The sequence below is a fragment of the Vibrio satsumensis genome (assembly GCF_050337435.1).
GTDB lineage: Bacteria > Pseudomonadota > Gammaproteobacteria > Enterobacterales > Vibrionaceae > Vibrio > Vibrio satsumensis.
In genome coordinates this window covers 106,167-129,618 of sequence record NZ_JAKJSX010000016.1, presented here as the reverse complement: position 1 = coordinate 129,618, position 23,452 = coordinate 106,167, and the positions used below count along the sequence as shown (strand labels likewise).

Genomic DNA, 23,452 nt, shown 5'->3' with positions numbered 1-23,452 from the left:
CGTTAACGCATCTAAGAGCCGTATTAAAGATACCGATTTCGCGAAAGAAACGACTCAGATGACTAAGTCTCAGATCCTTTCTCAAGCTTCAAGCTCGATTCTTGCTCAAGCGAAGCAAGCTCCGAACTCGGCACTTAGCCTACTAGGTTAATCGATTGAAAGGCCACGTTGACTATAAGCATGGTTGATCATAAGCGTTAACGTTAGGCTTCCACAAATTAGCTCGTGGTGAGAGATGAGCGCTAAACAGACCCAGCTTCGGCTGGGTTTTTTATTGCCTGCGATTTGGCGAAGGTGTATTTGGAAAAGTGCAATGTTGGAAAACAGAAGCAAAAACTAGATATTAGGGATCTGCTTTGGTTTTTATGTGCAAGGCGACACTTATAAATGAGCGAGGATACGAAACTTTAGCGAATGCTGACCTATTAATTGAAGGCCGATCACATTTTTCCTTGTTGTTGAAAAGAATACGAAAAAAATCGCATTTTTTATTAAAGCTTCTAATTAAGGGGCCGTTAAAGGGATTGAGAGAAATGATATGTACCAATGTAAGGTGAGAGAGACACTGGTACATAAACAAATTGACATGTATTTGTGTGAGGTGAGAGTCACATAAGTGCATTAAAAAATGCCTAAAGGAGATCAACTATGGCGATTAATGTAAGCACTAATGTGTCTGCAATGACGGCTCAGCGCTACCTGAATAGCGCGGCTGAAGGTACTCAAAAATCAATGGAGCGTTTGTCTTCTGGCTATAAAATTAATAGCGCAAAAGATGATGCTGCAGGCCTACAAATCTCTAACCGCTTAACGTCGCAAAGCCGTGGCCTAGATATGGCTGTGAAAAACGCGAATGACGGTATCTCTATTGCACAGACTGCTGAAGGTGCGATGAATGAGTCAACCAACATTCTGCAACGTATGCGTGACCTTTCTCTTCAATCTTCAAATGGTTCAAACAGCAAATCTGAACGTGTTGCGATCCAAGAAGAAGTCTCTGCTCTAAACACAGAACTTAACCGTATTGCTGAAACGACCTCTTTTGGTGGTAACAAGCTTCTTAACGGTACTTACGGTAGCCAATCTTTCCAAATCGGTGCAGATTCTGGTGAAGCAGTAATGCTGACTATGAATAACATGCGTACCGACACTCAAGACATGGGTGGTAAGAGCTACGGCGTAGAAGAAGGCAAAGATGCTTCTTGGCGCGTAGGTGCTGGCGCTGACTTAACGATCAAATACAACGATAAGTTTGGCGAAGCACAAGAGTTGTCTATTTCTGCGAAAGAAGGCAACGATATGGAAGAGCTAGCAACTTACATCAACGGTCAAAGCCAAGACGTTAAAGCGTCTGTTGGTGAAGGCGGCAAACTGCAACTTTTCGCTTCTAGCCAAAAAGTTGATGGTGATGTTGAGTTCGGCGGCAGCCTTGCGGGTGAACTTGGTATCGGTGCAGGCAAAGATGTTACTGTTAACGACATCGACGTGACCTCGGTTGCTGGTGCAAACGAAGCGGTATCTATCATTGATGGCGCACTAAAATCTGTTGATAGTAACCGTGCATCTCTTGGTGCTTTCCAAAACCGTTTTGACCATGCAATCAGCAACTTAGATAACATCAACGAAAACGTTAATGCGTCTAAGAGCCGTATCAAAGATACCGATTACGCGAAAGAAACAACGGCTATGACTAAGTCTCAAATCCTACAACAGGCGAGTACTTCTATCCTAGCTCAAGCAAAACAGTCACCATCAGCAGCTCTAAGCTTATTGGGCTAAACTTACCTCGGTAAGTAGCGGTAAACTCTACTTTGGGTAGAGTTTTACTGTTTGGCTCATAAAGGAGGGAGGGAGAGTGTTATGGAAATATCATCCAACGCATCGAACATCCAGCCTTATGGCTCACCTAATGGCATTAAAATTGCAAGCGATGAAGGTAGTAGTGCGTCGAGTATTTCGCGACTAAAAGAAGCAACATCTTATGGCAAGGTAGAGAAATCGAAAGAGGAAGCTACCGAAGCAGCGATTCAATTAGCTCAACATAGACAAGAGTTAAATGATGAAGAGCGAGTCAAAATGGTGGAGAAGGTAAATGAGTTTATCTCTTCTCTCAATAAAGGTGTGGCTTTTAAGGTCGATGAAGAATCGGGGAGGGATGTAGTGACCATCTATGAGACCACAACCGGTGATATTATTCGCCAGATCCCTGACGAAGAAATGCTTGAAATTCTAAGACGCCTAGCAGCCCAAAACTCGAATAGTCGAATATTTGAGGTGAAGGTTTAAGTCGTATTATTGAGGTGATTTAATGAGTTTTGGCCCAATGGGGATTTCGTCTGGCATGGATATTAATTCCATGGTCAGCAAAATTGTTGATTCGGAGCGTGTACCCAAACAGCAACGAATTGACAATGAACGAACGCGAATCGATACCAGCATTAGTGCCTATGGAAGACTCAGAGAATCCCTTGATTCGATGAAAAACCTGATGACAAACTTTCGTCAGGAAAAAGCTTTTGCTGTGCGAACAGTCGAAAGTACCGATGAAGGTCTTGTGTCTGCAACCGCGACTACCGAAGCGATCGCTGGCAAATATGCCATCGATGTGTTGCAGCTTGCCCAAAGTCATAAAGTGGCTTCTGATGTATTGTCAGAGGACATGAAATTTGGCCCAGGTAAGCTGCAGGTTTCGCTTGGTGATAACAGCTTTGATGTACAAGTTGGCGACAGATCGAAACTTATCGATGTTGTTCGCAGTATAAACGGTGCTGATAGCAACCCAGGCGTTCGTGCATCTATTATCAACGATGTCGAAGGTCCAAGACTTATTGTTGCTTCGAACCAGTCTGGTTCCGATCAGCAGATCAGCATCAACGTTGAGTCAGATGCTGCTAATCCCCTAAAAAAACTCGAATACAAAACTCTTGAAGAGCGTGTTAAAGCGTTAGAGAAAGCACGCGTTGCTGCTCAAGATATTTTAGCTCTAACCCCTGCTGGAAAAGCCGTCGAACTCATCGATGAAGCGATCGCTAACGATGACCCAAATGTGAGTGGAACACTCGACGAAGATGGCAATATCATTCCAGAAGCCCAAACCAATTCTATTTCAGATGTTGACGAAGACTCTCAAAGTCTTAGCTATGGTGAGCAAGCCGCAGCCGACGGCCAAGCTGCCCTAGACGCAGCTCAGGCGGCAAAGTCGGTGATGCCTGAAGACAATATCCCTGGTTGGACAGAAACAGCCTCAGGTACTCTTTTAGACTCTTACTACACACCCGAGCTTGAGCTTGATGAAAAAGCGATAGAGAAGGCACCCGATGTGCCAGGGTGGTCAAATTCTGCCTCAGGTACTCTGACTGATTCATACGTGACACCTAAAGAAGCCCAACAGAAGCTTGAGGCTGAGCAAGCGCGTATCGAAGAGAAAATCTCACAAGAAAAAGCCGATCTGGCTGAGAAAGTTCAAAAAGGCGAATTGACCGCTGAACAAGCCAAAAAGATTGAGCGTGCGAAATTAGAACCTGAAGAGCGAGAGCTTTTAGAAAAGGTCGATAAAGCGCAAGCTGACCTCGCGCAGGCACAACAATCTTTTGATACCTATAGCGGTATGACTGAAGTTCAGGCTGGCCAAGATTCTATGGTCGTCCTAGATGGTGTTGCTCAACTCTCTAGTAATAACAATGTGATTGAAGATGCCGTTGAAGGTATTGATATTACGGTGAAGGGAAAAACGCCAAAAGATAAGCCACCGGCAGAAATTGGTGTGGAGTACGACCGCAATAGTGTGCGTCAAGACATTGAAGCCTTCGTTAACTCTTACAATCAGTTTTACCAGGTGTCTAAGAGCTTGGCCGGTGTTGATCCAACGACCGGTCAAAAAGGGCCGCTTTCTGGAGACAGTACGGTTCGTAACGCCGATTCTCGATTGAAAGGGGTATTTTCATCAAGTATCGAAGGTGCGCCAGACAACCTCAAGTCCTTGACTGAATTTGGTATCACGACCACAAGGCAAGGCTCGCTAGAAATCAACTACGACATGCTTGACCGTCAACTCAACAATAACTTTGATAAGTTAGGTGAGTTCTTTGGCGGTAACAACGGCTTCGCCAAAAAAGTGGAAGATGCGATTCAAGGTATCACAGGTATCACGGGCTCAATTCGTACTCGAGAAAAGAGCTTAGTCGAGCAAAACTACCGTTTGGTTGATGACCAGAGCGCCCTTGATCGCCGTATGGATAGCCTTGAGAACCGTACACACTCTAAGTTCACGGCCATGCAAGATGCAACCAGTAAGATGCAATCTCAACTGGGCAGTATGATGAATGCGTTGGGCTAATAGATGAATAGTCAGCTACAAGAGCTTTGTGAACTCGATCAATTAATTATCTCTAAACTTGAATTTAGTGAAATTAATGCTGAAGAAATAACGCAGCTTGTCGATAACAGAGAACAGTTATTGCAAAACGTGCTTCAAATAATCGACTCACATCCCGACGTTAAGCAAAGTTCTGAATGGTTAGAAGCCATTACCAGAACCAGAAAATTAGTCGAATTGATGCAGTCTGAGACGAGTCGAGTAGGTAAGACCTTACACAAATACCGTCACGGCGCTAAATCAGTTCAACAATACAAAAAGTTTTTATAGAAGAGGTTTACTATGCGCGGTTCTTTACAGGCATATAAAAAGGTATCAGTGGATAGTCAGCTAACGGCTGCCTCACCGCATAAGATTGTACAAATGCTAATGGCTGGAGCTATCGAGCGTTTGATTCAAGGCAAAGCGGCAATGCAAGCAGGCAACATCCCAGTGAAAGGTGAGCGACTTGGTAAGGCTCTAGATATCATTATTAGCCTACGTAGTTGCCTATCTATGGACGATGGTGGCGATATTGCGAAAAACCTAGATCAACTTTATGAGTTCATGATCACGCAAATTTCTGCGGCAAATCACAAAAATGACCCACAGCCTATTGATGATGTTATCGATATTATCCGTGAAATTAAGAGCGCTTGGGACCAAATTCCGAACGAATATCACAACTTGACGTCCGCTGACGTAGGTATTTAAAGAAAAATTGCAGTTTTAACCAATCTCATATCCCTTAATTGGTTGGTTGCCTTATTTTTTTAATCAAATAAAATAGAAGCCATTAGATAGCCTAATGGCTTTTTTCGTTGCTGATTTCCTAAATTTGTCCACGTAGACCATAATCATTGATACTTTTCACTGTTTTATAGACTACGTCGCTCACTGTTTTTCCGCATCGCACCAAAATAAAGGCAATAATTCCTACTTATGCAAGGTTTGGCAAAACTGCTTGTCGTCGACGATAACGCTCAAGATCGTCACAATTTAAGCACAATATTAGAGTTTGTAGGAGAGAGCTGCGAAGTAATCAGCTCTGAACAAGCACGTAAAGTTGACTGGTCACTACAGTGGGCCGGCTGCATTATTGGTACCATTAAAGGTAAAGGCTTCAACGCATTACTGAATGAGAAGCTTGTTCACGCCAATCACATCCCTTTACTGGTGATTGGCAAAAACAATCACCCGGTTGACGAGTTGACTAACTATGTTGGTGAGCTTGAACTTCCTCTTAACTACCCGCAATTAAGTGATGCATTAAGACACTGTAAAGACTTCTTAGGCCGTAAAGGTGTTCAAGTTGTGTCTTCTGCACGTAAGAACACACTGTTTCGCAGCCTAGTAGGCCAAAGTGCTGGCATTCAAGAAGTACGTCATTTAATTGAACAAGTCTCTTCTACGGAAGCAAACGTGCTGATTCTTGGTGAGTCAGGCACAGGCAAAGAAGTCGTCGCGCGTAACATTCATTACCACTCTAAACGTCGTTCAGGGCCTTTCGTACCAGTGAACTGTGGCGCGATTCCACCTGATTTGCTCGAAAGTGAATTATTTGGTCATGAGAAGGGCGCGTTTACTGGTGCAATTACCGCTCGTAAAGGCCGTTTTGAATTGGCTGAAGGTGGCACACTGTTTCTCGATGAAATTGGCGATATGCCAATGGCGATGCAAGTTAAGCTGCTACGAGTGCTTCAAGAGCGATGTTTTGAGCGCGTAGGTGGTAACAGCACCATACAAGCTGATGTTCGTGTGATTGCAGCAACCCACCGTAACCTTGAAGATATGATCGATGATGATTCGTTCCGTGAAGACCTTTATTATCGCTTGAATGTATTCCCGATTGAAATGCCGGCGCTTCAAGATCGTAAAGAAGATATTCCACTGTTGCTTCAAGAACTAATGACTCGAATGGAAGCGGAAGGCAGTATGCCTATCTGCTTCACGGCTCGTGCTATCAATTCTTTGATGGAGCACTACTGGCCAGGTAACGTTCGTGAGCTAGCGAACCTCGTTGAGCGAATGGTTATCCTGTATCCGAATAGCTTGGTTGATGTGAATCATCTACCCACTAAATATCGATACAGTGATATTCCTGAATTCCAGCCTGAGTTTAATAGCTTTGTCTCTGAAGAAGAGCAAGAGCGTGACGCACTTTCCGACTTGTTCGCAGAAGATTTTAGCTTTGATCAGCAAGATGAACTTGCCGACAACGCTAATGCGCCTCAAGAGTTACCGCCAGAAGGGGTTAACCTGAAAGAGCTACTCGCAGATATGGAAGTGAATATGATCAATCAAGCCTTGGAAGCACAGGGCGGTATTGTTGCTCGTGCTGCTGATATGCTTGGAATGCGCAGGACCACTCTGGTTGAAAAAATGCGTAAATATAACTTGCAGCGATAGTGTCCAGTTTTCGATGAAAACGAAAAACTAACACACACTTCTTAGCTATTTGGTAACTCTAGCTGACTGAATAGATAGACCATAGTCGAGTTGTTGCTTGCTTAACTATGTGATAAATATAGCAAATGGCCTGACTCGTGTTGTACGTCTCAGGCTGTTTTAGTATCTGAGGCAAATTTTTGACATGCATGTAGCTAACGAACCAGAAAATCAATCACACCTAGATTCTGTTGAGCAGCAGGTTGAACGCTATAAGCAAGTACTCGACGTAATGCCTGCAGGGGTTATCTTGTTAGATACTCATGGCGAAGTGAGAGAAGCGAACCCTGAAGCGCATCGTATCCTTGGGGTTGAGTTGGTTGGTGAGAAGTGGTTTTCAGTAATTCAAAGTGCCTTTGACCCAAAAGATGACGATGGCCATGAGATTTCATTGAAGAACGGGCGAAAAGTGCGTTTGGCGATTTCAGCGTCAACCACAGGTCAACTTATTTTGATCACCGACCTGACTGAAACTCGTCTATTGCAGTCTCGCGTGAGTGACCTTCAGCGTTTGTCTTCATTAGGCAGAATGGTGGCCTCGCTTGCCCATCAAGTTCGTACGCCGCTTTCAAGTGCGATGCTATATGCATCAAATCTTGCCGCGCCAAACCTGCCGCCGGCAACAAAAACGCGTTTTCAATCTAAGCTTATGGATAGATTGCATGACTTAGAGAAACAAGTGAACGACATGCTGTTGTTTGCCAAAGGTGGTGATAACAAAGTGGTTAAGCCATTTACTGTGGCTGAATTGATCACGGAATTTCACCCTATGGTAGAAGCGGCATTGAAAACCAACCAGATTGATTATTGCCAGGAAGTTGAGGGCGAACAGACTCAAATGTTTGGCAACGCCAACGCTATCGCCTCAGCGTTAAGCAACCTGGTGTTGAACGCGGTGCAAATTGCGGGCAAGGAATCGCAGATTGATGTGTTTTTTAGGCCCGTAAACGGCGAGCTTAAGATATCAGTGCAAGACAGTGGTCCCGGCGTACCGAAAGAGCTTCAAGGTAAAATTATGGAACCCTTCTTTACTACTCGTTCGCAAGGTACAGGTCTAGGTTTAGCCGTTGTACAAATGGTCTGTCGAGCACATGAAGGCCGACTGGAATTGATATCAGAAGAAGGGGACGGCGCATGCTTTACTATGTGTCTACCGCTGGAAAGAAGCGCTTCTTCTGAAGACTAATAAGTTTTAACTGAATTTACACTGGAGAATCCTATGGCTCAAAGCAAAGTGTTAATCGTCGAAGATGATGAAGGTCTTCGCGAAGCCCTTGTCGACACTCTCGCGCTTGCTGGCTATGAATGGCTGGAAGCGGATTGTGCGGAAGATGCTCTGGTAAAATTGAAATCTAACTCCGTTGATATTGTTGTCTCTGATGTGCAGATGGCAGGTATGGGCGGCTTAGCACTGCTAAGAAATATCAAGCAGCATTGGCCAAATCTACCTGTATTGTTGATGACAGCGTATGCCAACATTGAAGACGCTGTTGCCGCAATGAAAGAGGGCGCTATAGACTATATGGCAAAGCCATTTGCGCCTGAAGTACTGCTCAATATGGTGAGCCGTTATGCTCCGGTAAAATCGGAAGATAATGGCGATGCCATCGTTGCCGATGAGAAAAGCATCAAGCTAATGATGTTGGCTGATAAGGTGGCTAAAACCGATGCCAACGTCATAGTGTTGGGACCAAGTGGTTCTGGTAAAGAGGTCATGTCTCGCTATATTCACAATGCTTCGAGCCGTAAAGACGGTCCATTTGTTGCGATTAACTGTGCCGCGATTCCAGATAACATGTTGGAAGCAACCCTGTTTGGCTACGATAAAGGCGCATTTACTGGTGCTATTCAAGCTTGTCCAGGTAAATTTGAGCAAGCTCAAGGCGGTACCATTTTGTTGGATGAGATCAGTGAAATGGATCTTAGCCTACAAGCGAAACTACTGCGCGTCTTGCAAGAGCGTGAAGTTGAACGCTTGGGTAGTCGCAAGAGCATCAAATTAGACGTCCGTGTATTAGCGACCAGTAACCGAGATCTAAAACAGTATGTGTCTGAAGGTAATTTCCGTGAAGATTTGTACTATCGCCTGAATGTATTCCCAATTTCTTGGCCTCCGCTTTGCGAGCGTAAAGGTGATATTGAGCCTTTAGCTAAGCACTTAGTTGAGCGCCATTGCACCAAACTTGGTATGCCAGTGCCAGTGATGTCAGCACAAGCAATCAGCAAACTCGTCAACTATCCGTGGCCGGGCAATGTTCGCGAATTAGATAATGTGGTACAGCGTGCGTTAATATTGAGCGAGCAAGAGAACATCTCTGGTGAGCACATTCTTCTTGAAGGTGTTGACTGGCAAGACGCAAGCAGCCTACAACAAATCGTTGAAGGCAGTGATGTTGCGGCACCAGAAATTAAGCCAGTTGCAGAAGCAAACCCAATTAATAAAATAGTTGCTAGCAGCGAAGGGCTTGGTAATGAGCTTAGAGATCAAGAGTATGCGATCATTCTTGAAACCCTGATCGCATGTAATGGCCGACGTAAAGATATGGCGGAAAAACTGGGTATTAGCCCACGCACATTACGTTACAAGTTGGCGAAAATGCGTGATGCTGGAATAGATATCCCAAACTAAGGATAGATTAGTAGTGTCAGCTTTCTGACTAGTGTATTACGATATCTAGTCAATTTAATGTGTGGCACGCTAATTGCTCTGTCAATAATATAGCTAAATAGATGGTCATAATTTTGACTCCTGAGGTAGTAGATGAGAATAGATGGTTTACAAGGCGAAATGCAGGCAATGATGGTTGAAGCTGCCAGCGCGCGTCCCGCAGCAACGGGGCAAGCGGTCGGTGCAGATTTTGGCAACATGCTGACTAATGCCATCAATAATGTGAACTCATTACAAAAGACCTCAGGTGATCTTCAAGCTCGTTTTGATAGCGGCGACCAAAGCGTATCCCTTTCGGACGTGATGATTGCTCGTAATAAATCTAGTGTGGCTTTTGAGGCGACGATCCAAATTAGAAATAAATTGGTCGAATCGTACAAAGAGCTGATGAATATGCCGGTATAAGTTGGGTAGTTAAATAGTGGCAGATAATAGTCAAACAACAGATTTAACCGTAAGCGATAGCAATGACCGCGCACTTATTGCAGGCTCTGAGCTAGACGGAGAAGGGCAAAATCCCGATCTAGGTGAACGCAGTTCATCGAAGTTCGATATGGCTGTCGGTGATCTCGATTTACTTCGTCAGGTCGTCTTAGTTCTTTCTATCTCTATCTGTGTAGCGCTGATCGTGATGCTGTTTTTCTGGGTGAAAGAGCCAGAAATGCGTCCACTAGGAGCTTACGAAACAGAAGAGTTGATTCCCGTTCTTGACTACTTGGATCTGCAAAAGATCGAGTACACGCTTGAAGGCAACACCATCTCAGTACCGGCTAGTGAGTACAATTCTCTGAAGCTCAATATGGTTCGAGCTGGTTTGAACCAAGAGCGAAACGCGGGTGATGACATCCTCATGCAAGACATGGGCTTTGGTGTATCACAACGTTTAGAACAAGAACGCCTTAAATTAAGCCGCGAAAGACAACTTGCCAAAGCCATTGAACAGATGAAACAGGTGCGTAAAGCTCAGGTTTTACTGGCGTTGCCAAAGCAGAGCGTGTTTGTGCGTCACAATCAAGAAGCTTCAGCTTCCGTATTCCTAACCCTTAAAACGGGTAACAATCTTAAGCAACAAGAAGTCGATTCTGTTGTGGATATGGTCGCTAGTGCCGTTCCGGGAATGAAAACCTCACGTATTACGGTGACTGATCAGCATGGTCGACTGTTGAGCTCAGGCTCTCAAGACCCTATGTCTGCAGCGCGTCGTAAAGAACACGAGTTAGAGCGCAACCAAGAACAAGCGTTGCGTGAAAAAATTGACTCTATTCTGATTCCTATTCTTGGGTTTGGTAACTATACCGCTCAGGTTGATATTCAGCTCGACTTTAGTGCAGTGGAACAAACCAGAAAACGTTTTGATCCGAATACACCTGCGACTCGAAGTGAATACACCTTAGAAGATTACAACAGCGGAAATACTGTTGCGGGTATTCCAGGTGCTTTGAGTAATCAGCCACCTGCTGATGCGTCAATCCCACAAGATGTTGCTCAGATGAAAGACGGCTCGATGACGGGGCAAGGCTCGGTTCATAAAGAAGCAACTCGAAACTTTGAGTTAGATACAACCATCAGCCATGAACGTAAACAGAGTGGCACGGTTAACCGCCAGACGGTATCGGTAGCGATCAAAGACCGTCAATCATTGAACCCAGATACGGGCGAAGTGGTTCATACTCCAATCCCTGCGAGCGAAATCAATGCGATTCGTCAGGTATTGATTGGTACTGTCGGTTTTGATGAAAGCCGTGGTGATTTACTCAACGTGTTAAGTATGCAGTTCGCCCCACAAGTGACAGATGTTGTGGCAGATGTGCCTATCTGGGAGCATCCAAACTTTAATGATTGGGTACGTTGGTTTGCGAGTGCCTTAGTTATTATTGTGGTGGTATTGGTACTTGTTCGCCCTGCAATGAAGAAACTGCTTAACCCAGCAGCTGACAATGATGAACAGATGTACGGCCCTGATGGCATGCCAATTGGTATCGACGGCGAAACCAGTTTAATTGGTGGTGATATTGAAGGTGGTGAGCTGTTTGAATTTGGTTCAAGCATTGACTTGCCAAACCTTCATAAAGACGAGGATGTGCTGAAAGCAGTACGTGCACTTGTAGCGAATGAACCGGAGCTAGCAGCTCAAGTAGTTAAGAATTGGATGGTAGATGGCTAACGAAATAGTTCCACAACAAACTGAAGGCGGTGAAGTGCTTGATGTCTCTAGCGTGGATATCGACTCTATCTCAGGCGATGAGCGCGCTGCGATCTTGTTACTCAGTTTAAATGAAGAAGACGCTGCTGGTATTATTCGTCACCTAGAACCAAAGCAGGTTCAGCGTGTGGGTAGTGCGATGGCACGAGCTACGGATCTATCTCAAGAGAAAGTAGGCGCAGTGCACCGTGCTTTTTTAGATGATATTCAGAAGTACACCAACATTGGTATGGGTAGCGAAGACTTCATGCGCAACGCGTTGGTGGCTGCTCTGGGTGAAGACAAGGCGAATAACCTTGTTGACCAAATCCTTCTCGGTACAGGCTCGAAAGGTTTAGATTCGCTTAAGTGGATGGACCCTCGTCAAGTGGCGAGCATCATCATCAATGAGCACCCTCAAATTCAAACTATTGTTTTGTCGTACCTCGATGCTGATCAATCGGCTGAGATTCTGTCTCAATTCCCAGAGCGTGTTCGTCTGGATCTGATGATGCGTATTGCCAACCTTGAAGAAGTTCAACCTTCGGCGCTTGCTGAGTTGAACGAGATCATGGAGAAACAGTTTGCGGGTCAAGCTGGTGCTCAAGCTGCCAAAATTGGTGGCCTGAAAGCCGCGGCCGAGATCATGAACTACATGGACAACAACGTAGAAGGTGTCTTGATGGATCAAATTCGAGATCAAGACGAAGACATGGCAACTCAGATTCAAGATCTTATGTTTGTCTTTGAAAACCTTATTGAAGTGGATGACCAAGGTGTTCAGCGACTGCTACGTGATGTTCCACAAGACATTCTACAGAAAGCACTTAAAGGTGCTGATGATGGTCTACGTGAGAAGATCTTCAAGAACATGTCTAAACGTGCTTCCGATATGATGAGAGACGATATTGAGGCGATGCCGCCAGTGAAAGTCTCTGACGTGGAAGCGGCTCAGAAAGAGATATTGGGTATTGCGAGGAAGATGGCAGACAGTGGTGAGATTATGCTGTCTGGTGGCGCCGACGAGTTCCTTTAATACAGAAACCTCAAAAGCCCCACACTGTTGGGGCTTTTCTTTATCCAATTTCGAACCACAGATTAACTCTGTTTAACTGCTTGAATTGACAATGCAGTTGGACGTACTCATAGATAGGTACTGATATGTCAGGTGATAGAAAACGCGGCTTCCTTCGCCCTGAAGAAGATAATACGGTTGCCCAACCTCAGAAATGGGGGCTACCTGACTATACCTCTGATGTGAATAAACAAGCCAAAGAAACGGCGTTTAACTACGACCCTGGTTGGATGCCGACAGTTGAAGAGGCCATTGAAGATGAAGAGTTGGTTCTAACTGAAGAGCAGATCGAACTGATCAAACAAGGTGCTTATCAAGAAGGCCTTCATCAAGGGCAAGAGGCTGGTTTTAAACAAGGTTACGAAAAAGGCAAAGAAGAAGGGTTTGCCGCTGGCCACGAAGAAGGCAATCAAGCCGGTAAGCTTGAAGGCGTGACTGCTGGCCAAGAGTACATTCAGCAACAAGTTGCCATCTTTATGGGGCTTGCCAACCAGTTTGCTCAGCCATTAGAGCTGATGAATGCTCAGGTTGAGAAGCAGCTGGTAGACATGGTACTGACCATGGTCAAAGAAGTGGTTCATGTTGAAGTACAAACCAATCCACAAATCATATTAGATACCGTGAAAGAGTCGGTAGAGTCCCTGCCAATTTCTGGTCATGCGATTACCTTGAAGCTTAACCCGGAAGATGTGGCGATTATTCGCTCTGCGTATGGCGAAACAGAATTGGATTGCCGTAATTGGACGCTAGTTGCGGAGCCTGCACTTAATCGTGGTGATGTACAAATCGAAGCGGGTGAATCAAGCGTTAACTACCGCATGGAAGATCGCGTGAAAAACGTCATTCAGAACTTCTGTGGTACAAACCGTCACCAGGGTCATGAGTAATGCTTGAGTTAGCGAATCGTCTCAGCCAATACAAAGTCGAAGGGCTAAAATCGCGACCAATTGCATCAGGTAAGTTAGTCCGCGTTGTTGGCTTAACGCTTGAAGCTACTGGCTGTAAAGCTCCGATCGGCAGCCTGTGTCTAGTTGAAACTATGTCTGGTCAGATGGAAGCCGAAGTCGTCGGATTTTCAGGCGATAACCTATTTTTGATGCCGAGTGAGCAAATCACTGGGATCTTACCTGGCGCTCGTGTGACACCGATGACCACTGAAAGTGGCATCCCTGTAGGTATGGAGCTGCTTGGTCGAGTGATCGACGGCGTAGGCAATCCACTCGACGGGCTAGGTCCAATCTATACCGAGCAGCGCGCTTCATTTAATGCTGATCCAATCAACCCTTTAGCTCGTAAACCGATTTCTGAACCACTCGATGTGGGTTTAAAGGCGATTAATGGCCTACTTACCGTAGGTAAAGGACAGCGTATCGGTCTGTTCGCTGGTTCTGGTGTCGGTAAGTCGGTTACGCTTGGTATGATGACTCGAGGCACAACCGCGCAGGTAGTGGTTGTAGGTCTAATTGGTGAGCGTGGACGAGAAGTTAAAGAATTTATTGAAGAGATTCTTGGTGAAGATGGTCGTAAGCGGTCGGTGGTGGTCGCAGCTCCTGCTGACTCATCGCCACTGATGCGATTAAAAGGTTGTCAAACTGCGTTGGCTGTAGCCGAGTATTTCCGCGACCAAGGTTTAGATGTTTTGTTGTTGATGGACTCATTGACCCGTTTTGCTCAGGCTCAGCGTGAGATTGCTCTGTCTGTTGGTGAGCCGCCAGCAACTAAAGGTTATCCGCCATCAGTATTCGCCAAGCTTCCAGCGCTGGTGGAACGTGCGGGTAACGGCAATGATGAACAAGGTTCGATTACGGCTTTCTTTACCGTGTTAACCGAAGGCGATGACTTACAAGACCCCATTGCTGATGCGTCGCGAGCGATCCTTGATGGACACGTTGTGTTGTCGCGTGAGATGGCGGATGCGGGTCATTACCCTGCGATCGATGTCGAGAAATCTGTCAGTCGTGTTATGCCGCAAATTACCACTGAAGAACATGTTTTGATGTCGAAAGCGGTAAGGCAAGTGCTGTCTATTTGTCGCAAAAACCAAGATTTGGTTTCGATTGGTGCTTACAAGCCAGGAACTGATCCTGCAATTGATAGTGCCTTCACTTTGAAGCCAAAACTGGATGAATACTTGCAGCAGAAGATGAAAGAAACTGTCCCATACGACATGTGTGTCAACATGTTAAAGCATGTATTGGGTGGCTAACGAGTGAATAAGGTTAGTCATGGATAACGCATTAGAATTTTTGCTCGATCAAGCCAAAGATCAAGAGAACCAAGCTGTACTCGCGCTCAACAAAGCGAACTCGGAGCTGCAAGGTTACTATGAGCAGGTTGCGCAGATTGAAAAGTACCGACTTGATTACTGCCAGCAGCTTGTAGACCGTGGCAAGGCCGGGTTAACGGCGAGTCAATATGGTCACTTAAACCGCTTCTTAACTCAATTAGATGAAACACTTTCTAAACAGAGAGAAGCGGAGCACCACTTTAAAAATCAAGTCGACAACTGTCAAAACTACTGGATGGAGTTACGCAAAAAACGTAAATCCTATGAGTGGTTGATGGAAAAAAAGCAGAAAGAGAAAGCAAAACTGCAAGATCAAAGAGAACAAAAGCAAATGGATGAGTTCTCGACTTTGTTATACAGCCGAAAGAAGATGTGATCCTAAGCCATGAATAAGGTAGCCACTGCTCTTTAGGTTGAGAGAACAGAACTTATAGGCATGTTTCTTGCTCCGTTTTATATAAAATTGCGCGTCGTGTCCACCAAAGGCATGAAAAGCACCCGACTTTCTTTTTGTTGCATGATTCATCGCAGCAAAGCTAGTAGATAGAGCTTGTATATATGAATGTTAGTCTTTCCTCAAATTCAGCGACCAACAAAACGTCATCGTTGTTGGACACCGGTTCTACCTCTTCAAAGGTAGAAGAGACCGACGACGCTAAAGGTTTCTTTGAGTCTTTTAAAGAAGCGCTCGGCTTTGAAGAAAGTGCCAGTAAAGCCGCAGTAAAAGACACTGAAAACGCGTTGAAATCTGACGAAAAGCACGCCGCTACTGAAGGTGAAGCGTCAGCTGAAGCGAAGAAAAGTGATTCAGCGAAATCAAAGGCGACTGACGAAGTGAGCGAAGCACAAAGTAAACAAGTGGCTTCAGAAGTAGAGGGCGACAAAGCCACAGATATAACCTCTGCAGAGGCTGTGTCTGGAACGGAGGCTCAGCTCAAAGCTAATACAAGCACTGCTAGCACCATCGCTGATAACACTGTCTCTGATAACAATGTCGCAGATAAGGCGGCTGGTAAAGATGCGCAGGCTACGACTAACGATTCTAAAGAACAGGCTTCTCAAGCTCAGGATTTATCAGCTGTAGATGGTTCTACGCAGGCGTCGCAAGCCAGCGTAGCGATGAGTGAAGGCAATAAATTGCTTGGTCAGTTGGATGAGGCAAACAAAGCTCTAAATCAAGCGCCAAACGGCAAAGGCTTGCCTCAGCAAGGTCAGATAGATCAAGTCCAAGGTAATGTCGCGGGTGCTTCTGTTGCAGGAATTTCAATTGCGGGTAATGCGACACAACAAGCTAGTGCAGCAAATCAAGAGAAGAGCCTTGAGGTCGATTCTGAAATCGCTGTGCTTACCGGAGGTAAGGGAGTGTCTCAGTTATCAGATGATGAAATTCGACAGCTGATGGATAAAGGCGTTACCCCAGAACAAATTGAAGCAAGTATGAGTCGAGAGCTGAACCAAAAAAATGAGGCTAGCGCGGTTACTACCGATCAAAGCCAAGCACTCTCACCAGCTGAACTTGAGCTAGCGAAACAGGTTGATGCTCATACCAAAGCGTTGAACCAATTGAACGCTCAGATTGAATCAGAGCAGTCTGTTGTGGACGGTTTGCTACAAAAGCAACAAAGCGGCGCTAAGTTAACGGTCGACGAGCAAGCTGCCTTAGCTAAAGCAACCTCTAATATAGAAGTGTTGAATCAACAGCTCGCCAACGTTCAACAACAAGCTAGTGCTTTACTAAGCCAAGCCCCGAACGCAACTGGCACCTCAGATAACCCAACCGCGATTGATTGGGATAATGCAAATTCGAATGAAGCTAAAGCCTTAGCGGCAGTAGCATCAACAGCGGCGGTTACGACCGCTGCTCAGCAAGCGACATCACAGGCCTCGTCTCAAGCTGCAGCCAATGCTGTCTCAGGCAAGGCAGCAATGTTGCATGCCAATAATGCGCATGCGGCCCAACAGGCAGCGGCTCAACAAGCTAACCTTGCTTCACCTCAACAACAAGCTGCGTTAGACCCTGCTTTAACTGCGCAAGGGGTGGCGATGAATGCAGCACCTGCAGCGACCAAAGCCGGCTCAACGGACATGTTACTTAAAACTGGAGCCGGTGCAGCTGCACTGTCTGGTCTTGGAAAAGCGGGTGCTAAAGAAGATTCTAAAGATTCGGCCTTTGCTCAGCAGATCGCTGCTGCGGCCGGCGCACAAGGTACAGCAACGGTTGGTTCGGCACCTACGCGAGCTGAAATTCAAGCTGCTCAACAGGCTCCTTTACAGCTCACCAAAGAACTAGCCAATGAGCAGGTAGCTGAAAAAGTCCAAATGATGATGTCTAAAAACCTTAAGAACTTGGACATCCGACTCGACCCACCTGAATTGGGGCAGATGAAAATTCGAATGACCATGAATAATGACGTCGCGAATGTGCACTTTACCGTGAGCAATCAGCTGGCGAGAGATGTGATTGAGCAAACCTTACCTCGTCTGAGAGAGATGCTCGCTCAACAAGGGATGCAGCTTGCCGATTCGTCAGTTCAACAACAGAACTCTGGCCAGGGGCGAGATAGATACAACAATGGTGAACAACAATCCGGCGCTAACCGCACAAATGATGGTCAAGGTGATGAAAACCTTGATAGTGGCAGCAATCTTGAATTGAATGTCGCATCAAAGCGTGATGGAATTAGTTATTATGCCTAATATCAGGCTAAGTACACTTAGTTAATAGACAGAACCAGTTAATAGAAAGTACCGTCAGTTAATCGAAAGAACAGGAAGTTAGAGCAAAATATGGCAGAAGAACAAGATGCACTTAAAGGGAAGAGTAAGCTTCTCATCATCATTATAGCGGTAGTCGTTTTACTACTTGGCGTAGGTGGCGCACTGTTCTTTTTTTTAGGCTCTGATGATAGTGCCTCAGAATCTCAGTCTCAGCCTACTACTGCTGTGGTCGCAGCCGAGCCTGTTATGTATGTTAATATCCCTCAGCCCTTCTTGTTCAATGTGACAGGTGATAAAAAAGACCGCCTAGTTCAGATAAAAGCACAGTTGATGGTGCGTGGCAGCAAGAATGAAGACTTGGCTCGTTACCACTCTCCTCTTGTAGAGAGTACTTTATTAGCAACGTTCGCTTCAGCAACGGTTGATCAATTGCGCTCTCCAACTGGGCGAGTTGAACTGCGAAATAAGGCGACTGAAGATATTAAAGCAAGCCTGGCTCAAGCTGTTGGCCAGCCTGTGATTGAAAAAGTGTTATTCACTGACTTCGTAATTCAATAGGTAATTTGTGACCGATTTATTAAGCCAAGACGAAATTGATGCGCTATTACATGGCGTTGATGATGTTGAAGACGTAGAAGATGTCTTAGAAACCGACAATGATAGTGCGGTCAATTTCGACTTCTCATCTCAAGATCGAATCGTCCGTGGTCGAATGCCGACCCTTGAACTTATTAACGAGCGTTTCGCACGTCATATGCGGATTAGCTTGTTTAATATGTTACGTAAAACAGCTGAAGTGTCGATCAACGGCGTGCAGATGATGAAGTTTGGTGAGTACCAAAACACATTGTATGTACCCACTAGTTTAAACATGGTTCGTTTCCGCCCGCTGAAAGGCACGGCGCTTATCACCATGGAAGCTCGTCTTGTTTTTATTCTCGTAGAGAACTTTTTTGGTGGTGATGGACGTTTCCACGCCAAGATTGAAGGCCGTGAATTCACGCCAACCGAAAGACGAATTATTCAGTTACTGTTGAAAATTGTTTTTGAAGATTACAAAGAAGCTTGGTCTCCAGTGATGGGGGTTGAGTTTGAATACTTGGATTCTGAAGTGAACCCAAGTATGGCGAACATTGTGAGCCCAACAGAAGTGATTGTTGTAAGCTCATTCCACATTGAAGTGGATGGCGGTGGTGGTGACTTCCACGTCGTGATGCCTTACTCCATGGTAGAGCCGATTCGTGAACTGCTGGATGCCGGTGTTCAATCAGATAAAATGGAAACCGATGTTCGTTGGAGTACCGCGCTGCGTGATGAAATTATGGATGTGCCGGTTAACTTCCGTGTGAACTTGCTAGAGCAAGATATTTCTCTGCGTGACTTGATGGAGCTGCGACCCGGTGACGTCATTCCAATGAACATGCCTGAGCATGCGACTATGTTCGTTGAAGAGCTGCCAACGTATCGTGTGAAAATGGGCCGTTCCGGTGAGAAGCTCGCAGTACAGATTTCTGAAAAAATTCAAAGACCACATGTGGTTAAAACTGATCTCGCTTTTCTAGGCAAGGACTTAATGTCTGAGCTGGAAAATAGCGACGATGACGAATAGCAAAATAGATAAAAGTATAGGAATTGGTAATGGAACCTAGTGAAGATCAAAAGCTAGCAGACGAGTGGGCTGCGGCACTTGGTGAAGATCCTTCAGCACCGTCAATTGATGTTGATGACGTGCTTGCGGCACCACTTGATGAGCTAACCGATTCATCGTCTCCGATTTCTGAAGATGAGCGTCGTAAACTGGATACCATCATGGATATCCCCGTGACTATCTCAATGGAAGTTGGCCGCTCTCAGATCAGTATCCGTAATTTACTTCAGTTGAACCAAGGTTCGGTTGTTGAGCTAGATAGAATTGCTGGTGAGTCACTGGATGTGATGGTAAACGGTACCTTGATTGCTCATGGTGAAGTGGTTGTGGTGAACGACAAGTTTGGTATTCGTTTGACTGACGTTATTAGTCAGACAGAACGAATTAAGAAGCTGCGTTAATGAGCTTTCTGTCTCCAAGATTGGCTAGGCTAATTATGGGGGGAGCTTTGTTATCTTCTCCTTCTGTTGCCTTTGCTGCAACGCCGCCATCTCTCGATTTAGCGACCACTTTTGGGTCGCTAATTTTCGTTATAGCCTTCATCTTATTTATTGCTTGGCTACTCAAGCGAATGCAAGTGCCTGCAATGTCGAATCAGCAAGGCTTGGCGATTGTTAGGCAAATTCCTGTAGGTACTAAAGAACGCATCGCTATTGTTCAAGCTGGTGATGATCAGTTCTTAGTCGGGATTACCACGCAATCTATCCAGCTAATTTCTAAGCTCGATAAACCTCTTACTCAGGAGATGCTGGAAAAAAGTACATTTTCAAGTCAGCTTTCCCAGCTAATAAAAAAAGATGCAAACAAGTAACGGACTTTTGAACTCATCTTACGTTTGCCAAAACGGAGCTTTCCGAATGGTTAAAATGTTGTTGGTTCAGCTCACTCTCCTCTGCTCACTCGTATTCAGTATGTCGGTATTTGCACAGGCTGAAGATGGCACCGTCATTCCTGCGAATACCGCTGGCTCAGAGTCGGTAACCATCAGCACGATGGAACAAGACCAAGCCAAATCGCAAACCATGACAACGGGTAGCTTAACCGGCAATGGTGGTGGCATACCTGCCTTTACCATGACAACCAATGCTAATGGTGGTGAAGACTACTCGATAAACCTACAGATCTTGGCTCTAATGACCATGCTTGGCTTCTTGCCGGCGATGGTGATTTTGATGACCTCGTTCACCCGTATTGTGGTGGTGATGTCTATCTTGCGTCAGGCAATGGGTCTACAACAAACACCGTCTAACCAAGTGATTATTGGTATCGCGATATTCTTGACCTTCTTCATCATGTCGCCAGTGATTAACCAAGTTAACGAACAAGCAGTTCAGCCTTATCTCAATGAACAGATATCGGCACGACAGGCATTCGATGTTGCCCAAGAACCGATTAAGTCCTTTATGCTTAAACAGACTCGAATCAAAGATCTAGAAACCTTTGTTGAGATCTCTGGTGCGGAAGTGACCAACCCTGAAGATGTTTCAATGGCGGTTCTGATTCCTGCATTTATCACGTCAGAATTGAAAACGGCTTTCCAGATAGGCTTTATGTTGTTCTTGCCTTTCCTAATCATCGACTTGGTAGTGGCATCGGTATTAATGGCTATGGGTATGATGATGTTGTCACCAATGATTGTATCGCTGCCGTTTAAGTTGATGCTGTTTGTTCTTGTTGATGGTTGGAACTTGATACTCTCCACTCTCGCTGGCAGTTTTGCCTTGTAGCTGGGGGAATAATGAATCCTGAAATATTCGTAGAGTTGTTCCGAGATGCCCTTTGGATGGTACTCATTATGGTTTGCGCCATTATCATCCCGAGCCTGCTGATCGGTTTAGTCGTCGCTGTTTTCCAAGCTGCGACCTCTATCAACGAACAAACACTGAGTTTCTTGCCGCGTTTGATTGTGACTTTGTTGGCGTTGATGCTATTTGCACACTGGATGACTCAGATGATGATGGAGTTCTTTTTTGAACTCATCGAACGCTTGCCGCAAGTTCTGTATTAAATCGATATGGAATACCCGACGAGCCTTGTACTAGAGTGGTTAGCCAATTATTTTTGGCCATACACACGCATCTCCGCCATGCTGATGGTGATGACGGTAACAGGGGCGCGCTTTGTGTCGCCGCGTATTCGTCTGTATTTAGGCTTGGCGATCACCTTTGCCGTAATGCCCGCCATTCCTGCTGTTCCTAAAGATATTGAATTGCTGTCTTTTCAGGGGTTCTTGACAGTATTTGAACAGATCGTTATTGGTGTTGCTATGGGCTTCGTCACCCAGTTCATGATTCAAACCTTTGTCATGCTCGGCCAGATCTTAGGTATGCAATCGAGCCTGGGCTTCGCCTCAATGGTCGACCCAGCAAATGGACAGAACACGCCAGTATTGGGTCAGCTCTTCATGCTACTTGCCACTATGTTCTTCTTGGCAACCGACGGTCACTTGAAAATGCTGCAGTTGGTGGTGTTCAGCTTTAAGACTTTGCCGATTGGCAGTGGCTCTTTGACTTCGGTTGATTTTCGAGAGCTCGCGTTGTGGCTTGGTATCATGTTCAAAACGGCATTGGCGATGTCCTTGTCGGGCATTATCGCACTGTTAACGATTAACCTTTCTTTTGGTGTAATGACGCGTGCTGCACCTCAGTTAAATATCTTTTCTTTGGGTTTTGCATTTGCGCTACTCGTGGGTCTGTTACTTTGTTGGTACATCCTTGGCGGCTTGTATAGTCACTATGAGCTATTCTGGATGCAAGGCGAACAACAGATATGTCGTCTAATCCGGTTAGATTGCTAGGAGACTGAAATGGCAGAGTCAGACGGTCAAGAACGCACAGAAGACGCCACGCCCAAACGCTTGCAACAGGCCAAAGAGAAAGGGCAGGTTGCAAGGTCAAAAGAGCTAGCTTCAGCGTCGGTACTGATAGTCGGTGCGATTGCATTAATGTGGTTTGGCGAATCGATGGCGAAGGCTTTGTTCGAGGCCATGCAACGTCTGTTTTCTCTGAGCCGCGACGAGATCTTTGACACCAACAAGCTCCTTGAAATCGCTGGTGGCGCACTGGTGAACTTACTGTTTCCACTGTTCTTAATCTTGATAACTTTGTTTGTTGCGGCTGTTATTGGTGCGGCAGGTGTTGGCGGGATTAACTTTTCGATGCAAGCTGCAATGCCAAAGGCGTCTAAGCTCAATCCACTCAGTGGTATCAAGCGTATGTTTGGCCTACAAAGCTGGGTTGAACTGCTGAAATCTATTTTGAAAGTGGCACTTGTATCAGGCATGGCTATTTACCTTATTCAGGCCTCTCAGCATGATTTAATGCAGCTGAGTATGGATGTGTATCCGCAGAATATCTTTCATGCTTTGGATATCTTGCTCAACTTCATTCTTTTAATCAGTTGCTCTTTGCTGATCGTGGTTGCCATTGATATCCCATTTCAGATCTGGCAACACGCTGATCAGCTGAAAATGACTAAACAAGAAGTTAAAGACGAATTCAAAGATACCGAAGGTAAGCCGGAAGTAAAAGGCCGAATTCGTATGCTACAAAGGGAAGCGGCTCAGCGTCGTATGATGGCAGACGTCCCTCAAGCGGATGTGATTGTGACCAACCCAGAGCACTTTTCCGTGGCACTGCGTTATAAGCAGAATCAAGATAAAGCGCCGATTGTGGTTGCCAAAGGTGTCGACCACATGGCGATGAAAATCCGAGAAATTGCACGCGAAAACGATATCTATATTGTTCCGGCACCGCCATTGGCGAGGGCGCTTTATCACACCACTGAACTAGAACAACAAATTCCTGACGGTCTATTTACGGCTGTCGCGCAGGTGCTTGCATATGTTTTCCAGCTTAAGCAGTACCGAAAACGAGGTGGTGAGAGACCAAAACTGCAAGATTCTAATATGCCGATCCCACCTGATTTACGTCATTAGATCAATTGCTTGAGCTCTGCGTGATGAACCCTGATAATAGTGAGCTAGCCAATCTTCCTTTTATTGAGGTGATGGCGATAATTTGACGTGAGATGTTGGTACAGTGTTTGCTGTAGTAAGCCTGAACATTATAAG

The 23,452-nt window shown here is 45.5% G+C and carries 24 protein-coding genes; all 24 read left to right on the top strand.

Annotated elements, in window-relative coordinates:
• Positions 1 to 151, top strand: a 151-nt coding sequence (locus tag L4C44_RS19985; protein WP_258185656.1) for a flagellin, incomplete at its 5' end; no start/stop codon positions are given.
• Positions 152 to 648: 497 nt separating this feature from the next.
• Positions 649 to 1,779, top strand: a complete 1,131-nt coding sequence (locus L4C44_RS19980; RefSeq protein WP_019820748.1) for a flagellin — start codon at positions 649 to 651, stop codon at positions 1,777 to 1,779.
• A gap of 81 nt (positions 1,780 to 1,860) precedes the next feature.
• Entirely contained in the window at positions 1,861 to 2,286 is a 426-nt protein-coding gene (gene flaG / locus L4C44_RS19975) for a flagellar protein FlaG (protein WP_048661526.1), read from the top strand.
• Between the two features lie 22 nt (positions 2,287 to 2,308).
• Positions 2,309 to 4,336 (top strand): flagellar filament capping protein FliD, encoded by a 2,028-nt coding sequence (gene fliD, locus L4C44_RS19970; protein WP_146492307.1) that lies wholly within the window; start codon positions 2,309 to 2,311, stop codon positions 4,334 to 4,336.
• 3 nt (positions 4,337 to 4,339) lie between these two features.
• Positions 4,340 to 4,645 (top strand): flagellar protein FliT, encoded by a 306-nt coding sequence (gene fliT, locus L4C44_RS19965; protein WP_146492308.1) that lies wholly within the window; start codon positions 4,340 to 4,342, stop codon positions 4,643 to 4,645.
• Between the two features lie 12 nt (positions 4,646 to 4,657).
• On the top strand, positions 4,658 to 5,068 hold the full coding sequence (fliS, locus tag L4C44_RS19960; RefSeq protein WP_004736194.1) for a flagellar export chaperone FliS: 411 nt from the start codon (positions 4,658 to 4,660) through the stop codon (positions 5,066 to 5,068).
• 228 nt (positions 5,069 to 5,296) lie between these two features.
• On the top strand, positions 5,297 to 6,763 hold the full coding sequence (locus tag L4C44_RS19955) for a sigma-54 dependent transcriptional regulator (protein ID WP_060983697.1): 1,467 nt from the start codon (positions 5,297 to 5,299) through the stop codon (positions 6,761 to 6,763).
• Between the two features lie 184 nt (positions 6,764 to 6,947).
• Positions 6,948 to 7,988 carry a sensor histidine kinase gene (locus tag L4C44_RS19950; RefSeq protein WP_428805623.1) on the top strand — a complete coding sequence of 347 codons (1,041 nt, stop codon included), beginning with the start codon at positions 6,948 to 6,950 and terminating at the stop codon, positions 7,986 to 7,988.
• A 33-nt stretch (positions 7,989 to 8,021) separates the two neighbouring features.
• Positions 8,022 to 9,431, top strand: a complete 1,410-nt coding sequence (locus L4C44_RS19945; protein ID WP_428805622.1) for a sigma-54-dependent transcriptional regulator — start codon at positions 8,022 to 8,024, stop codon at positions 9,429 to 9,431.
• Between the two features lie 132 nt (positions 9,432 to 9,563).
• Positions 9,564 to 9,875: a flagellar hook-basal body complex protein FliE gene (gene fliE, locus L4C44_RS19940; protein ID WP_017060684.1), complete on the top strand. Its 312-nt coding sequence runs from the start codon at positions 9,564 to 9,566 to the stop codon at positions 9,873 to 9,875.
• Positions 9,876 to 9,891: 16 nt separating this feature from the next.
• On the top strand, positions 9,892 to 11,634 hold the full coding sequence (gene fliF / locus L4C44_RS19935) for a flagellar basal-body MS-ring/collar protein FliF (RefSeq protein ID WP_428805621.1): 1,743 nt from the start codon (positions 9,892 to 9,894) through the stop codon (positions 11,632 to 11,634).
• Positions 11,627 to 12,688: a flagellar motor switch protein FliG gene (fliG, locus tag L4C44_RS19930; protein WP_060983693.1), complete on the top strand. Its 1,062-nt coding sequence runs from the start codon at positions 11,627 to 11,629 to the stop codon at positions 12,686 to 12,688. Before fliF ends, fliG begins: the two co-directional genes overlap by 8 nt.
• A gap of 125 nt (positions 12,689 to 12,813) precedes the next feature.
• On the top strand, positions 12,814 to 13,614 hold the full coding sequence (gene fliH, locus L4C44_RS19925) for a flagellar assembly protein FliH (RefSeq protein ID WP_428805620.1): 801 nt from the start codon (positions 12,814 to 12,816) through the stop codon (positions 13,612 to 13,614).
• Positions 13,614 to 14,933: a flagellar protein export ATPase FliI gene (gene fliI / locus L4C44_RS19920; protein WP_428805619.1), complete on the top strand. Its 1,320-nt coding sequence runs from the start codon at positions 13,614 to 13,616 to the stop codon at positions 14,931 to 14,933. Before fliH ends, fliI begins: the two co-directional genes overlap by 1 nt.
• A 19-nt stretch (positions 14,934 to 14,952) precedes the next feature.
• A complete protein-coding gene (gene fliJ / locus L4C44_RS19915; protein WP_017631772.1) occupies positions 14,953 to 15,390 on the top strand; it encodes a flagellar export protein FliJ in 438 nt (145 codons plus the stop codon).
• 182 nt (positions 15,391 to 15,572) lie between these two features.
• The gene (locus L4C44_RS19910; protein WP_428805618.1) at positions 15,573 to 17,711 is read left to right on the top strand and encodes a flagellar hook-length control protein FliK; all 2,139 of its coding nucleotides are present in this window, start codon (positions 15,573 to 15,575) and stop codon (positions 17,709 to 17,711) included.
• 90 nt (positions 17,712 to 17,801) lie between these two features.
• Entirely contained in the window at positions 17,802 to 18,290 is a 489-nt protein-coding gene (gene fliL / locus L4C44_RS19905) for a flagellar basal body-associated protein FliL (RefSeq protein WP_428805617.1), read from the top strand.
• Between the two features lie 7 nt (positions 18,291 to 18,297).
• Positions 18,298 to 19,341, top strand: a complete 1,044-nt coding sequence (fliM, locus tag L4C44_RS19900; RefSeq protein WP_060983689.1) for a flagellar motor switch protein FliM — start codon at positions 18,298 to 18,300, stop codon at positions 19,339 to 19,341.
• Positions 19,342 to 19,370: 29 nt separating this feature from the next.
• Positions 19,371 to 19,781, top strand: a complete 411-nt coding sequence (fliN, locus tag L4C44_RS19895) for a flagellar motor switch protein FliN (RefSeq protein WP_004739851.1) — start codon at positions 19,371 to 19,373, stop codon at positions 19,779 to 19,781.
• A complete protein-coding gene (gene fliO, locus L4C44_RS19890) occupies positions 19,781 to 20,191 on the top strand; it encodes a flagellar biosynthetic protein FliO (RefSeq protein ID WP_123301866.1) in 411 nt (136 codons plus the stop codon). The genes fliN and fliO overlap by 1 nt, the downstream gene beginning before the upstream one ends.
• Positions 20,178 to 21,107 (top strand): flagellar type III secretion system pore protein FliP, encoded by a 930-nt coding sequence (gene fliP / locus L4C44_RS19885; protein WP_371714731.1) that lies wholly within the window; start codon positions 20,178 to 20,180, stop codon positions 21,105 to 21,107. Before fliO ends, fliP begins: the two co-directional genes overlap by 14 nt.
• 11 nt (positions 21,108 to 21,118) lie before the next feature.
• Positions 21,119 to 21,388: a flagellar biosynthesis protein FliQ gene (fliQ, locus tag L4C44_RS19880; RefSeq protein ID WP_029235191.1), complete on the top strand. Its 270-nt coding sequence runs from the start codon at positions 21,119 to 21,121 to the stop codon at positions 21,386 to 21,388.
• 6 nt (positions 21,389 to 21,394) lie between these two features.
• Positions 21,395 to 22,177, top strand: coding sequence for a flagellar biosynthetic protein FliR (gene fliR, locus L4C44_RS19875; RefSeq protein ID WP_065675585.1), 783 nt, complete (start codon positions 21,395 to 21,397; stop codon positions 22,175 to 22,177).
• A gap of 9 nt (positions 22,178 to 22,186) precedes the next feature.
• The gene (gene flhB / locus L4C44_RS19870; protein ID WP_017064116.1) at positions 22,187 to 23,317 is read left to right on the top strand and encodes a flagellar biosynthesis protein FlhB; all 1,131 of its coding nucleotides are present in this window, start codon (positions 22,187 to 22,189) and stop codon (positions 23,315 to 23,317) included.
• Positions 23,318 to 23,452: the final 135 nt, after the last annotated feature.